This is a genomic window from Shimia sp. (assembly GCF_039969785.1).
GTDB lineage: Bacteria > Pseudomonadota > Alphaproteobacteria > Rhodobacterales > Rhodobacteraceae > Shimia.
In genome coordinates this window covers 124,397-137,670 of the sequence record NZ_JBDVNC010000022.1, presented here as the reverse complement: position 1 = coordinate 137,670, position 13,274 = coordinate 124,397, and the positions used below count along the sequence as shown (strand labels likewise).

General features: G+C 57.4%; 13 protein-coding genes. 7 read left to right on the top strand and 6 right to left on the bottom strand.

All coding sequences use genetic code 11. From position 1 onward, the window contains the following. Nucleotides 1-106 precede the first annotated feature (106 nt). The 5 genes from ABJI08_RS11930 (at nt 107) to ABJI08_RS11910 (ending at nt 5,454) form a co-directional block, all read left to right on the top strand. Entirely contained in the window at nt 107-1,270 is a 1,164-nt protein-coding gene (locus ABJI08_RS11930; RefSeq protein WP_348402064.1) for a twin-arginine translocation pathway signal protein, read from the top strand. 10 nt (nt 1,271-1,280) lie between these two features. Next, on the top strand, nt 1,281-1,733 hold the full coding sequence (locus ABJI08_RS11925; RefSeq protein ID WP_348402063.1) for a MarR family transcriptional regulator: 453 nt from the start codon (nt 1,281-1,283) through the stop codon (nt 1,731-1,733). A gap of 40 nt (nt 1,734-1,773) precedes the next feature. Then, the gene (gene mutL / locus ABJI08_RS11920) at nt 1,774-3,639 is read left to right on the top strand and encodes a DNA mismatch repair endonuclease MutL (protein WP_348402062.1); all 1,866 of its coding nucleotides are present in this window, start codon (nt 1,774-1,776) and stop codon (nt 3,637-3,639) included. 81 nt (nt 3,640-3,720) lie between these two features. Further along, nucleotides 3,721-4,872, top strand: a complete 1,152-nt coding sequence (rmuC, locus tag ABJI08_RS11915) for a DNA recombination protein RmuC (protein WP_348402237.1) — start codon at nt 3,721-3,723, stop codon at nt 4,870-4,872. Nucleotides 4,873-5,127: 255 nt separating this feature from the next. After that, nucleotides 5,128-5,454: a DUF3775 domain-containing protein gene (locus tag ABJI08_RS11910; protein WP_348402061.1), complete on the top strand. Its 327-nt coding sequence runs from the start codon at nt 5,128-5,130 to the stop codon at nt 5,452-5,454. Between the two features lie 101 nt (nt 5,455-5,555). Here the strand turns inward: ABJI08_RS11910 and ABJI08_RS11905 are convergent, their stop codons facing one another. Further along, on the bottom strand, nt 5,556-6,137 hold the full coding sequence (locus ABJI08_RS11905) for a TetR/AcrR family transcriptional regulator (RefSeq protein WP_348402060.1): 582 nt from the start codon (nt 6,135-6,137) through the stop codon (nt 5,556-5,558). 110 nt (nt 6,138-6,247) lie between these two features. On the opposite strand from ABJI08_RS11905, the gene ABJI08_RS11900 reads away from it, so the two are divergent. After that, a complete protein-coding gene (locus tag ABJI08_RS11900) occupies nt 6,248-6,841 on the top strand; it encodes an NAD(P)H-dependent oxidoreductase (RefSeq protein ID WP_348402059.1) in 594 nt (197 codons plus the stop codon). A 52-nt stretch (nt 6,842-6,893) separates the two neighbouring features. On the opposite strand, the gene ABJI08_RS11895 is transcribed toward ABJI08_RS11900, so the two are convergent. The 5 genes from ABJI08_RS11895 to ABJI08_RS11875 all read right to left on the bottom strand — a co-directional run bounded on the left by ABJI08_RS11895 (nt 6,894) and on the right by ABJI08_RS11875 (nt 12,209). Next, nucleotides 6,894-7,949 (bottom strand): saccharopine dehydrogenase, encoded by a 1,056-nt coding sequence (locus ABJI08_RS11895; RefSeq protein WP_348402058.1) that lies wholly within the window; start codon nt 7,947-7,949, stop codon nt 6,894-6,896. A 202-nt stretch (nt 7,950-8,151) separates the two neighbouring features. Further along, nucleotides 8,152-9,657 (bottom strand): tripartite tricarboxylate transporter permease, encoded by a 1,506-nt coding sequence (locus ABJI08_RS11890; RefSeq protein WP_348402057.1) that lies wholly within the window; start codon nt 9,655-9,657, stop codon nt 8,152-8,154. A gap of 10 nt (nt 9,658-9,667) precedes the next feature. Beyond that, nucleotides 9,668-10,111, bottom strand: a complete 444-nt coding sequence (locus tag ABJI08_RS11885) for a tripartite tricarboxylate transporter TctB family protein (protein WP_348402056.1) — start codon at nt 10,109-10,111, stop codon at nt 9,668-9,670. A 79-nt stretch (nt 10,112-10,190) separates the two neighbouring features. Beyond that, on the bottom strand, nt 10,191-11,165 hold the full coding sequence (locus ABJI08_RS11880; protein WP_348402055.1) for a tripartite tricarboxylate transporter substrate binding protein: 975 nt from the start codon (nt 11,163-11,165) through the stop codon (nt 10,191-10,193). A 33-nt stretch (nt 11,166-11,198) separates the two neighbouring features. Then, nucleotides 11,199-12,209, bottom strand: a complete 1,011-nt coding sequence (locus tag ABJI08_RS11875; RefSeq protein WP_348402054.1) for a YncE family protein — start codon at nt 12,207-12,209, stop codon at nt 11,199-11,201. Nucleotides 12,210-12,332: 123 nt separating this feature from the next. Between ABJI08_RS11875 and ABJI08_RS11870 the strand changes: the two genes are divergently transcribed. Then, entirely contained in the window at nt 12,333-13,226 is an 894-nt protein-coding gene (locus ABJI08_RS11870; RefSeq protein WP_348402053.1) for a LysR substrate-binding domain-containing protein, read from the top strand. The last annotated feature ends 48 nt before the right edge of the window (nt 13,227-13,274 follow it).

The window sequence follows — 13,274 nt, the reverse complement described above, 5'->3', positions numbered from 1 at the left end:
GTTAGACGTGGTCGATTGCCGGGGCATCCACAAAGAAACAATCTATATCTTGATTTTAGTTCGATATCGTATTATTTAATTCGATATCGAACTAATGAGGTGTGTCATGAACCGAAGATCATTCATACGGCTTGCTGGTGGCGGGCTTGTTTTGGCGGCGACCACGGCGGGGGCGGCCAAATGGTTTCACGCGTCTCAAGTTGCGATGCCTGATGCGGCTTTGCAGGGGTGGCGCTCGGCCGGGCAGGTGGCAGATTTGCGCGAACGGTGTTTGTCTTATGCCATTCTCGCGCCCAATCCGCACAATATGCAGCCGTGGATTGCGGATCTGTCAGACCCGGATACGATCACAATCCGGCATGACACCACCCGTCTGTTGCCCGAGACGGACCCTTATAGCCGTCAGATATTGTTGGGGTTGGGATGCTTTCTTGAGACTCTGAAAGTGGCGGCTGGCGACATGGGGGTTCGTGCCGAATTTGAGCTGTTCCCTGACGGCGCCCCCGGGGAGTTTCTTGATGGGCGGCGCGCGGTGCGTATCACGCTGACGCCGGATCGAAAGGTTACGCGCGACCCGCTGTTTGCACAGATTCTGGCGCGCCGCACAGATCGGCGGGCGTATGATGTGTCGCGTCCGGTGACGGCAAGCGAAGCTGACGCGCTGATCACTGCAGCCGCGGGGCATTCCGTTTTGTCAGGCGTTGTCACTGATCCGACCGAGGTTGCCCGGGTGCGTGAGATTGCGATCCGCGCCATGCAGATCGAGATGGTGACCGAGGGGGCCTTTATGGAATCCATGCGTGTGCTGCGCGTCGGCACCCAGGAAATTCTGGCGCATCGCGACGGCATATCCGTGACGTCGCCCGTGCCCGTGGTATTGTCCAAAACAGGCCTGTTTGACCGAACTGTCATGCCCGAACCCGAGTCGATGGCCGTGAAAGGGCAGATCCAGAAAATGCAGGCTGATATGACCGCGACCCCGGCCTATTTGTGGATTGTGTCTGACGGGAATTCGAGGGAGGCGCAGGTGAATGCCGGGCGCGCTTATGTGCGGATGAACCTGGCCGCCACCGGATTGGGATTGTCGGTGCATCCCAACCAGCAATCGTTGCAGGAATACGAGGCGGTTGCAGAGCCATATCGCGCGATCCACGCCGAGCTGGCAGAGGCAGGTCAGGTGGTGCAGATGTTGGCGCGTGTGGGCAAGGTCACCGGGCAGGCGGAATTGTCGCCCGCGCCAAGACGTGCATTACAGGATTTCCTGACATAGTCTGCCTCGTATGAAGAACCCGTATTTCTCGTTCCTGACTGAAATTGGCATCATCGCGCAGCTGAGCCGCACGATGTTGGAAAAGCGGCTGCCGGATGGGGTGAGTGCGCCGATGTTTGGCGTGTTGAACCATCTGGCAAGGCTGGGCGGCGGACAGACACCTTTGCAGATTGCCCGCGCCTTTCAGGTGGCAAAGTCGAGCATGACCAATACACTGGCCGGGCTGGAGCGACGCGGGTTAATCGAGATGCGGCCCAACCCCAAAGACGGGCGGTCCAAGGGCGTGTGGCTGACCGACAAGGGCGCGACGCTGCGTGAGGCAGCCATTCAACAAGTGGCACCGGATTTAAAGGGGCTGGCCGAGGCGTTTCCGGCAGGCTATGTGGATGAAATCACCCCACGATTGTCCGAGATACGGGCGTGGCTGGACGCGGCGCGCGACGCTGATAATAGCGCCGAATAGGTGTGGCAGAATCGCGGCCTGACGTGCTAGGTTTTGCGGTATGCCTCTATCTGACCCCAACATAAGCGAAAAAACGCCTGTAATCCGCCAATTGGATGACGCGGCTATCAACCGGATTGCAGCCGGGGAAGTGGTGGAACGTCCGGCCTCTGCCGTCAAAGAGCTGGTTGAAAATGCCATCGACGCCGGAGCACGGCGTGTGGACGTGGCCTATGGCGATGGCGGCAAGACGTTGATCCGGGTGTCGGACGATGGATGCGGCATTGAGGCCGACGCATTGCCCCTGGCATTATCGCGCCATGCCACGTCCAAGATCGACGGATCGGATTTGCTGGACATCCACACATTTGGGTTCCGTGGAGAGGCGCTGCCGTCTTTGGGCGCCGTGGGACGGTTGAGCATCACATCGCGCGTTGGACGGGCGGATGCAGCCTCAATCACGGTTGAAGGCGGTCAGATGAGCGCGGTGCGGCCCGCTGCGTTGTCTGCCGGCACCATCGTAGAATTGCGCGATCTGTTTTATGCCACGCCGGCACGGTTAAAATTCATGCGCAGTGATCGGGCCGAAGCGCAGGCGATCACAGATGTGGTAAAACGGCTGGCGATGGCCGAGCCGTTTATAGCCTTCACATTGCGCGACGTGACGGGCGGCGGTGAGGGGCGCGTGACCTTTCGCGCTGAGGCGGAGAATGGCGATCTGTTTGACGCGTTGCATGGGCGGCTGGCATCGATTTTGGGGCGTGAATTTGCCGAAAACGCGCTGAGGATTGATGCCACGCGGCATGGGTTGCGGTTGCTGGGCTATGCAGCTTTGCCGACTTATTCGCGCGGGTCATCGGTTGCGCAATATCTGTTTGTGAACGGACGTCCGGTCAAGGACAAATTGCTGGTTGGGGCGTTGCGCGGCGCGTATTTCGATTTTCTGAGCCGGGACCGGCATCCGGCGGCGGCGTTGTTCATCGACTGTGATCCGCATCTGGTGGATGTGAACGTGCATCCGGCCAAGTCCGAAGTACGGTTTCGCGATCCCGGGCTTGCGCGGGGGTTGATCGTAAGTGCGTTGCGCCATGCGCTGGCCGAGGCGGGGCACCGGGCATCAAGCACGGTGGCGGATGCGACGCTGGGCGCGATGCGCCCCGAGCAAACGGGTCCGGCGCGGGTGTATCAGATGGACCGGCCATCATTGGGCGCCAGAATTGCGTCCTATAATGCACAGGCGCCAGCGCCCGAGGCAGGCTTTTCCGAGCTGTCCGGTGCCTTTAGTGCGCGGGTCGAGCCGGTATTGGATGAGGCAGAGGATGTCGGCGCAGACACCCCGGCTGAGGGCTTGCCGCTGGGCGCGGCGCGCGCGCAGGTGCATGAGAATTATATCGTGGCCCAGACCGCGACGGGCATGGTGATTGTTGATCAGCATGCCGCGCATGAGCGGTTGGTTTACGAGAAACTGAAGCGCCAGATGGCTGAGACCGGTGTGGCGGCGCAGGCGCTTTTGATCCCGGAAATTGTGGAGCTGAGCGACGGGGATTGCGCACGGATACTGGCGGTGCAGGGACCTCTGGCCAATCTGGGTTTGACGCTTGAACCGTTTGGCGGCGGGGCCATTGCGGTGCGCGAAACGCCTGCCATTCTGGGCGAGGTGAATGCGCGGGCGATGGTGCTGGATATTCTGGATGAGCTGGATGATCAGGGCGAAAGTCTTTTGGTGCAGGCGCGGATTGAAGCGATCCTGAGCCGGGTCGCGTGCCACGGGTCTATCCGGTCCGGGCGGCGCATGCGGGCCGATGAGATGAACGCGCTGTTGCGCGAGATGGAAGCCACGCCGCATTCGGGGCAGTGTAACCACGGGCGTCCGACCTATGTGGAACTGAAGCTGAGCGATATTGAACGGCTGTTTGGCCGAACCTGAAGCGTGTCCCCCGCCCCCGCGGAGGGGCCGGATGACACGGCCCGACCTGATGGTCGGGCGGACAAATACGATAGGGCAGGAATGATCACAATTGCAGATTATACGTTGAGCGGGGCCGAAGTGGCCGGGCTGGGAATTGCCGCCGTGGTGATCGTGCTGTTGGTTCTGTCGGTGCGCGCTGCGGGTCGCTCTGCCCGAATGGCCGAGCCGCTGGCGCACCAGATGGGCGCATTGGGACAGCGGGTGCAGGCGCTGGGTGATGGGCAGCAACAGCTTGCGGGCGGGCTGACGCAAGTGGTCGAGAGTCAAGCGGCGGCGCAGGCCAATCTGTTGCAGCATATGGAAAAGCGGCTTGCTTTGGTGAACCAGCAGATGACGGAGAACCTGCAAGGGTCAGCGCGGCGCACAGCGCATTCATTGGGCGAACTGCAAGAGCGGCTTAAGACCATCGATAAGGCGCAGGACAACATCACACGATTGTCGGGCGATGTTCTGAGCCTTCAGGACATTCTGAGCAACAAGCAGACCCGCGGGGCGTTTGGCGAGATCCAGCTGAACGATATTGTGTCCAAAGCGCTGCCCAAGGATTCCTATGCGCTGCAACATACGCTGTCGAATGGCAAGCGCGCCGATTGTCTGATCCACTTGCCCAACCCGCCCGGGCCCATCGTGATTGACAGCAAGTTCCCATTGGAAGCGTATGAAGCGCTGCGCAATGCCGAGACGCAACACGAACTGAACGAAGCAGCGCGTATGCTGCGCACGTCGGTCAAAAAGCACATCAAGGATATTTCCGAGCGCTATATTCTGGAAGGCGAGACGGCAGATGGCGCGTTGATGTTTTTGCCGTCCGAGGCGGTTTATGCAGAGCTGCACGCCAATTTCCCGGAACTCGTCCGCGAGGGGTTTGCGGCGCGTGTGTGGATTGTGTCTCCGACGACCTGCATGGCCACGCTGAATACAATGCGCGCGATCCTGAAAGACGCACGCATGCGGGAACAGGCCGGGTCGATCCGACGCGAGCTGGGGCTGCTTTATACAGATGTAGAACGGCTGGGCACGCGGGTGGAAAATCTGGACCGGCATTTCGGGCAGGCGGCCAAGGATATTTCCGACATCAAGATCAGCGCAGACAAAGCCGGGCGACGTGCCCGGCGGCTGGACAATTTTGATTTCGAAGAGCTGGCGTCGGATGACGGCAAGGTGGTTCCGCTGACAAAATCGGAAACCTGACCGTCAGGCGCAACCGCGGCGCAGCCGCCATGCCCAACGCTTTGAGGCGCGGCTTGCCGCGTTGAAAAGGGGCGGGAGCGCTGGCGGCGATAAGCCGGGCCGCGACATGTCCTGAAGCGATGTGTGTGCCGTTTTTGCCCTGCGTCCAGTTATCGGCGCTGCCAGATGGCGCAGAAAAATGATTTGCGCAAGATCAAGGACGGGGTGCATGCTTTCGGGCGAGATGGGGGTGGGCGAACAGATAGGAGCCGCAAAATGCTTGAAATTACCGCATGGAAAGTGGCGCAGGTTGTGCTGATGTCGCGGGAACTGGACCGGGCCGAAGGCGAATTGCGCGGTTTTATTGACCGGTTGAACGAAGACGAACAGGCGAGCCTTGTGGCGGTTATGTGGGTCGGACGGGATGCCTTTGCCGCAGACGAGCTGGCCGAAGCCATTCAGACGGCCAAGCGAGAGGCGACGACGCCGACGTCGGATTATTTGCTGGGCACACCGCATTTGTCGGACCATCTGGAAAACGGCATGGAAGAACTTGGCCTGTCCCTGTCAGATGCTGAAGACGGTCTTGTGCGCGGTGGCTGATGCCTGCTCTCTGTTAGCTGGTTTAAGATGCTGTTTTTCCGTCTAAAAAACCGAAACCCTGATTGGCGAGGGCATCACACCCGGCGTCGTGTGACGGCGCTTTACCAGGATGCAGGTGTCAGCCAGGCATTCAGGTAGAGCGTCATTCGGGCGCGCAGATCGGTTTCGTTGTGCAGCGCACAAAAGATCAGCGCCATGGCCTGAACGCTAAAGGCCTGAACGCCCTCGGCCAGCAATTCCGCGCTGATGTCCTTGCGAAATGGACCATCTGCCAGCCATGAGATCATGACGTCGATCTGGCGTCCGAATGTGGTCGCGATGGTCCCGATGTCTTCGCAGGCGGCGGCGCCGGAATAGCGCATGATCACATCAAAGACATACCGCTCACATGTCATGAATTGCATCATCGGCATCAGCGCGTCTGTCATATCGTCAACTGATTGCGGGGCCGGAAGTGTTTCAATCTGGTCGAGAAATGTGTTGATTCGTGACCCGATCAGCAATTCCATCAACGCGTCTTTGTCGCGGAAATGGGCGAAAAACGTACCCTTGGCCACGCCCGCCCGCAACACCACATGTTCGACGCGAAGCCCCTGATAGCCCACTTCGTCTATGACTGCGTTTGCCGCCGCCACAAGCCGGGCGCGGGTTTCCAATGTGCGTTTTTGAGCTGCTCTGGCCATATGGTGTTTTCGCACGTTAACTGACCGTGGTCAAATTTTATATTGACCGCGGTCAGTATTTTGATCAATAAAATGACCATGGTCAATTTAAGCGATTCGAGGATACCGACATGACTGGCAAACGCATTTATGTATTGAACGGCCACCCGGCCAAAACATCTCTGACCAAAAGCATGGCCGAAACCTATGCCAGCGCGGCACGGGACGCGGGCCATGACGTGCGGCTGACGCATCTGCATGATCTGGAGTTTGACCCGGATTACGGATTTGGCGGCTATGTGAACAAAAAGCCGCTGGAACCCGCGTTGCAGCAGGTCACGGACGATATCGCGTGGTCCGAGCATATTGTGATTGCAACGCCGGTCTGGTGGGGGGGCGTGCCCGCCAAGCTTAAAGGTCTGTTTGACCGCGCGTTTCTACCGGGATTCGCGTTTGATACGCGCAACACCACACGGTTGGGCTTGCCCGCGCCATTGCTGGGTGGGCGGACGGGGCGGGTTCTGATGCTGTCGGACACACCCGGCTGGGTCTTTCAGTTGCTCTATCGCAATGCGATGATGGTGCAGCTCAAAGGTCAGATTTTGGGGTTTGTGGGCATAAAACCGCTAAAGATCACGCAGTTTAGCGGGGCCAGCCACCCAAAGGACGGGTTGGTCGAAAAATGGCTGCGCAAAACAGCGCGGATTGGCGCAGCAGCCGGATAAACGTATGCGCCTTCAAGTGCCGGACACCCAAAGCTGAAGTGTCCGGCAGTCTTTAAAGCTCTTTGGAGTGGAGCACAAAATCGGCCTCAGCCCGTGTCCAGACCCCGCCGGACAGGTCGTCGACACTCAACAATGTGTTCAGCAATTGCGCCGCATAATCCTGAGAGCTTTCAACCGGCAGCATTGAGGGCAGGTTGTCGATGGCCATCACATCCAGTACCGGAACAGTGGCGACGCGCACAACCGGTTGGTCCCATGTGGTAGCGCGATCATAGACCGGTACGGGGTTGTAATCGCTGTCCGGGTCACAGGCGACATCGCCAATCGCGCTGAGCGCGCGAGGGGCGGACAATGCAGATTTGGGAACAAATACCGGCGTGCCGGGGCGGGCGAAAATGCAGTTCAGGAACAGCGCATGGTCCAGAATTTCGGGAAACGGTCCGCCGCTTGCGGTTTCGGCCATGTCCCATTTGGTGACGCTACATCCCATGGCCGACAACAAACCCACAGCGCCTGAACCGACACGCCCCAATGCGCCAATGACAAGGGCGCTGGGACGCGCGCGGTTCAGCGCATCCAGCTCTGCGCCAAGCTCCGCCAAAAGTGCGTCCTTGCCCGGATAAACCCCAACCGGCCCACATACCGCGCCGCGCTGTTGCGCCGCCCAGGATTTGAGCGTGACCGCCGCGCCGGCATATCCCGCCCAATAGCCAAATGCCGCGACCCGGCGTCCGGTCTCATCCACAAGATATTCCAGATCATACAGCGTGCCGCCGCCCGCTTTGAACCGTTGCAATAAAGCCTTGCCAGAATGCTGGCCCTTGTAAGCGTGGCCAAACATGATGTGGCGATGGTGCAGGGGGGTGCCATCTTCGGGCAGTTCTTTGAGCCCAAATATGATCGCGTCCCCGGGCGCATCGGGCCAGCTGTTCTCCGGCGCAATCTCGCACCCTGCATCCACGTAACCGTCAATCGGGATTGCGCGCACCGAGCTTTTCTCAACCGTGACACGGATGCCTTTGTCCAAAAGCGCCCTCGCGCCCTCGGGCGTTAGCCCGACGCGATCTTCGTTGAGGCGTTGCTCCGCCCGGACCCACAGATGTGCCATTCTCGACCCCTTCATTGACGGCAAAGAAAAACGCGCACAACGGCAGCGCGTCAAGCCCTGAACGTGCCAAACACGCAGTTTCGAGCCTCTTCATTTTGCCAGAAATACTCCGGGGTGTGCGATGCCTTTGCCTAGCAAAGGCATCGTGAGGGGCCGCGCCCCTTAATTGGCCCTTTGTCACCATTCCCTGATCCCACCCCGATTAGTCATCATCAACCATCGCGATTTTCCGGGTTTTGTTTACGCTTGGCAAAACCGCAACAATCAGAGCCACTGCAGCGACAGCCAGCAATCCGGCACTGATCGGTTCGCGCACGAACACAGATATATCCCCGCGCGAGATCAGCAGAGCCCGCTGCATATGACCTTCCATCATTGGCCCCAGAATAAAGCCAAGGATCATTGGCGCGGGCTCACATTCCAGCTTTTTCAAGACGTAGCCGAATACGCCAAACCCAGCCATTGTGAAGACCGCAAAAGCCGAATTATTGATACTGAAAACGCCGACACAGGCAAAAACGATGACAATTGGAAAAAGGATTTTATAGGGAATGGATACGAGTTTCACCCAAAGCCCAACCAGCGGAAGGTTCAGCAACAAAAGCATCAGGTTGCCAATCCACATTGACGCAATGATGCCCCAGAACAGTTCCGGGTGGTCCGAAATGACGGCAGGGCCCGGTTCAATCCCCTGAATGACCAGCGCGCTGATCATAAGCGCCATAACCGGATTTGAGGGGATGCCAAGGGTCAGCATGGGAATAAAAGACGTCTGGGCGCCTGCGTTGTTGGCGGCCTCGGGGGCGGCAACGCCCTGAATGGCACCGCGCCCAAAATCGTCGGGGTTTGGCGCGATTTTCTTTTCCAGAGCATAGGCGGAAAAAGAGGCCAGCAAGGCCCCGCCACCCGGCAAAACGCCTAGAAAAGACCCAAGAAAAGTTCCGCGCACCATTGGAGCAAAAATACGTTTCAGATCGTCCCGGCCGGGCATCAGGCTGGTGATTTTGGATACAGTGAAATCGCGCCTGTTAAAGTCCTCAAGGTTGCGCATAATCTCGCCAAGACCAAAGATGCCCATGGCGATTGCCGCAACGGCAAGCCCGTCTGACAATTCGGGCACGCCCAAAGTCATGCGTTGTAAGCCGGATTGTTCGTCGGTGCCGACGAGGCCGATCAACAACCCCAAAACCATCATTCCAATGGCCTTCAGCACCGATCCGTTGGCCAGTACAACCGACACAATCAGGCCGCAGACCATCAGCGAGAAATACTCGGCGGGGCCAAACTTAAAGGCAAGCTCGGCCAGAGGTGGCGCAAAAATTCCGATCAGGACAGTCGCCACACAACCCGCAAAGAAAGACCCGATGGCCGCGGTGGCCAGAGCTTTGCCAGCCTCGCCGCGCTTGGCCATCTCGTGACCGTCCAGCGTGGTGACAATGGACGACGCTTCGCCCGGTAGATTGATCAGGATGGCCGTTGTTGAGCCGCCGTATTGCGCACCGTAAAATATACCGGCCAACATGATCATCGACGACACTGGGTCCAGACCAAATGTGAACGGCAACAAGACCGCAATCGCGACCAGCGGTCCAAGGCCGGGCAGCACGCCAATCAAGGTGCCCAGAAGGACGCCAAAGAAGGAGAACATCAGGTTCTCAGGCGTGAGAACTGTTGCAAAGCCTAACTCGAGATTACTGAGCAGTTCCACAAATCGCCTCCTACACCGGCCAAAGCGAAATTGGCAAATTCAGCAAGACCACAAATAACAATGCGCTGAAGGCAGCCAGTCCAATCGCCAGCACGAACCGCTGCACGTTCCCGAAATGGGGCCGTGCGCAGCTTGCAATGAGGACCGCCAGAATGACCGACGGAACCAATCCAAAAGGTTCGATGCAAAAAGAAAACACACAGACAGCGGCGGTGATCAGAATTAGGGGGGGCAGTGCGAAATGTGCAATGGGATCACCGTGGCGCAAAAGGCCCCAGCCTGAAATCGCCGCGCCGATCAGCATCAAAAGCACCGACAATACAATCGGAAAGAACCCTGGTCCCGGGCGGGCGGCTGATCCGAAATCGAACTCTGATGTCAAAAACAAAGCGATCAGACCGAATAGGATGAACATCAGGCCAGAGGCGACGTCCTTGTCATTGAGGTGCTTCATTGAGGTGCTCGTCGCCAAATTAAACGCGGGAAGGCGATGGCCTGTCTACTTCAGGCCATCGCTTTTGTTTCAAGACAGTTTACTTCGAAAGGATTTCTTTCCAACTGACAAGCTCGGCGTCGATCACGTCTGCGAACTCTTGGGGGGTGCCCGCAATCAGTTCCAACCCGGCTTTGGCAATCGCCGCCTGAAACGCCTCGGTCTTGGTTTGACGCAGAACTTCGGCGTTCAGCGTTGCGATGATGTCTTGCGGTACGCCTGCTGGTGTCACAAAGCCAAACCACGATCTGAACTCATAACCGGGAACGCCCAAGTCGGCGATTGGTTTGAGGTCCGGTGCGCCGGGGTTGGGTGTCAGGCCCGTGATGCCAAGCGCTGTGAGTTTGCCTTCATTCACGAACTGCATGCCTTGTGCAGCCGAGACAAACACTGAAGACACGCGCCCCGCGACGACGTCCAGAACGCCCAAGTTCAGTTTTTTGTAGGGAATAGCTGTCATTTCAACGCCGGTTTCTGTCTGAAACAGCTCGGCTGCCAGATTTGCGGCGCTGCCCAATCCAGCGGTGGCAAAGGTCACTTCTCCGGGATGCGCTTTGGCGTGGTCGATGAACTCCTGGACGGTTGAGACGCCCAGATCATTGGAGACGTAATGAACCATCGACGCGCCAGCGACGCGGATGACGGCATCAAAGTCGGCGCTGACATCATAGCCGATCTCGTAAAGATAGGGGTGTGTGGTCAGGTTCGCAGGGACAAAACCAAGCGTGTAACCGTCGGCCTCGGCTTCGGCCAGTTTCGCAGCCCCAATTGATCCGCCCGCGCCGCCGATGTTTTTGACGACCACTTGCTGGCCCCAAGTTTCGGTCATGCCTTCGCCGACAAGCCGCGCCAGAATGTCAACCAGGCTGCCCGGTCCGGTGGGCACGATAAGGTTGACCGGTTTGTCCGGATAGCTTTGCGCCTGAGCAGTGTTTGGCATCAGCGACATCGATGCGCCAAAAGCGGCAATTGCCATTGCGCCAAATATCCGCCTGTTCAGCTTTGTGATTTTCATTGTGTCTTCCTCCCGTGGAATTTCTCTTATCTCTTAGTAGTAGGTCAGCGCCTCGATCCCTTTTCCGGCGGGCACACATTCAACCGCTTTGGCGGTCTTCAGATGAATGCGCGTGAACAGGCCGCAATCGTGGTTCGAGACGATGGCGTGCGTGCTGTCGGCGTCAAAGGCGATCCCTTGCGGGCCTTTTGCGATGGGCAACAATTCGTGGATTGCAGGGTCCGCCGCGTCGTGGATGTGCATGACCCCTGATGCATAGTTTGTGCTGACAAGGTATTTGCCATCCGGCGAAAACCGCAGACGTATCAGCCGGCTGGTTTTCGGATTGCTCAGGACCGCGCCTTTCAGGGGAATGACCCGACTGATGCGATTGGTGGCCGTTTCGATTTCCAACAGGTCCTGTCGCGTGTTTTCAGCGGCATATAGATGGGTGCCATCCGGCGAAAGCGCGATGCCTTCGGTGCCATGTGGGACATCAATTTCTGTCACCACGGATCGGTTTGGAACGTCAAAGACAATAATATTTCCCAGCTTGCACGACACATAGATGCGCTCACCATTTGGCGTGATTTCAAGAAATGGCGGACGTTTGCCAGCAGCGCCAATGTCAAAGGTTTCGGCCAGAGTCATTGTTTTGGTGTCCACGCGCCCCAACTCGCCGGTTTCCTCAAAGATCACCCACAAATCGCCGTTGGTATCGAACCGCATCGCATGTGGGCCTTTGAAATCGCCGGTTGGAATGCGTTGGACGATGGCCTGAGTTCCCAAATCTACGACGCTGATATGCGCGCCGGACTCAACGAACTCCCCCGCAAAGAACTTTCCAAACTCTGAAGCGTAGGCAAGCTTGTGGTCGGGAGAAACGGCCACTTCATGGTGGTTCTTGTGCGCGATGACCTTTTGCGTTTCCAGCGTCACCGGATCCATAAACAGGATAGCGTTTCCAACTTTGTCGATGCCAATCAGACCGTCTCGCCCAGTTGGATTGTTCACCGGTTCAAGATTGGAAAGCTGATGTGTTTGATTGTGCGAATTTGCTGACACAGTTCTGTAAAACCTGCTTGAGTGGTCTGCAAGCTGGCATTCTCCCACAGGGATGCTAGGCAATTTGCTTAATTCCAATCAAATATGTATTATTCATATGGTATTCCAAAATGGACTTAAATCGTGCGATTTTCCTTAAATCAAATTCAGTCAATTGTGGAAATCGCCCGCGCTGGATTTCACGTATCTAAAGCTGCCGCAAATCTGAATACGTCGCAATCTGCCATCAGCAAACACTTGAAATCTCTTGAAAATACACTTGCCCGACCGGTTTTCCTGCGATCCGGAAAGCGGTTGGCAGGCTTGACGCCCGAGGGTGAAAAGATACTGAAATATGCCGAGCGCGTGTTGCAGGATCTTGCCAGCATCGAAAAGATCGGTGTCGAGGCGAACGTGCTGGAACGCGAAACGCTTGCGTTGGCGACAACGCCGACATTGGCACATTATTTACTGCCAACGACGGTTAAGACATTCACGCATGCGAATCCGGATGTTCACCTGCGCATACAGGTCGAAGAATCCGACAAAGCAGTGGCGGCGGTGCAAAGGGGGGAGTGCGATTTTGCCATCGCCCCAATCGGAAAACGACCTATGAATGGGCTATCGATCGACGTTCTCCTGGAATGGAGCCGTGTGTTGATCGGGACAAAGGAATGCCCATTGTTTGCTGCGCGGGAAATTTCGTTGGAAACCATCGCGACAGAGCCCATAATTGCGTTTGAAACCCCGACAGTTTCCTTGCGAGAGACGTTTAAGCTGCATGGTCTCAATCCCAATTACGCGCTGACGACAAGCAATCCGGACGTCATGAAAGCCTATGCGGCTCAGGGGCTTGGCGTTGCCATTGTTGCGACCCCGACATTTGATCCCGTTCGAGACGCGCCGCTGGTTGCGCGCGATGCCTCGCATCTCTTTCCAAATGTAACAATTGCGTCCGTGCACAAAGAGGATGGCTACCGGACAATTGCACAGAAGCGGTTTTTGAGTAACTTAAAATCGGTATTGCCTGCAGGCTAGGACTTTTCCGGACATTGGGACCTAGCGATCAACAAACAGACAACGTTT

What these genes read in the sequence shown, in the direction of transcription:
- ABJI08_RS11930 (WP_348402064.1), top strand. Translation starts at nt 107, where the DNA reads ATGAACCGAAGATCATTCATACGGCTTGCTGGTGGCGGGCTTGTTTTG.
- ABJI08_RS11925 (WP_348402063.1), top strand. Translation starts at nt 1,281, where the DNA reads ATGAAGAACCCGTATTTCTCGTTCCTGACTGAAATTGGCATCATCGCG.
- mutL (WP_348402062.1), top strand. Translation starts at nt 1,774, where the DNA reads ATGCCTCTATCTGACCCCAACATAAGCGAAAAAACGCCTGTAATCCGC.
- rmuC (WP_348402237.1), top strand. Translation starts at nt 3,721, where the DNA reads ATGATCACAATTGCAGATTATACGTTGAGCGGGGCCGAAGTGGCCGGG.
- ABJI08_RS11910 (WP_348402061.1), top strand. Translation starts at nt 5,128, where the DNA reads ATGCTTGAAATTACCGCATGGAAAGTGGCGCAGGTTGTGCTGATGTCG.
- ABJI08_RS11905 (WP_348402060.1), bottom strand. Translation starts at nt 6,137, where the DNA reads ATGGCCAGAGCAGCTCAAAAACGCACATTGGAAACCCGCGCCCGGCTT.
- ABJI08_RS11900 (WP_348402059.1), top strand. Translation starts at nt 6,248, where the DNA reads ATGACTGGCAAACGCATTTATGTATTGAACGGCCACCCGGCCAAAACA.
- ABJI08_RS11895 (WP_348402058.1), bottom strand. Translation starts at nt 7,949, where the DNA reads ATGGCACATCTGTGGGTCCGGGCGGAGCAACGCCTCAACGAAGATCGC.
- ABJI08_RS11885 (WP_348402056.1), bottom strand. Translation starts at nt 10,111, where the DNA reads ATGAAGCACCTCAATGACAAGGACGTCGCCTCTGGCCTGATGTTCATC.
- ABJI08_RS11880 (WP_348402055.1), bottom strand. Translation starts at nt 11,165, where the DNA reads ATGAAAATCACAAAGCTGAACAGGCGGATATTTGGCGCAATGGCAATT.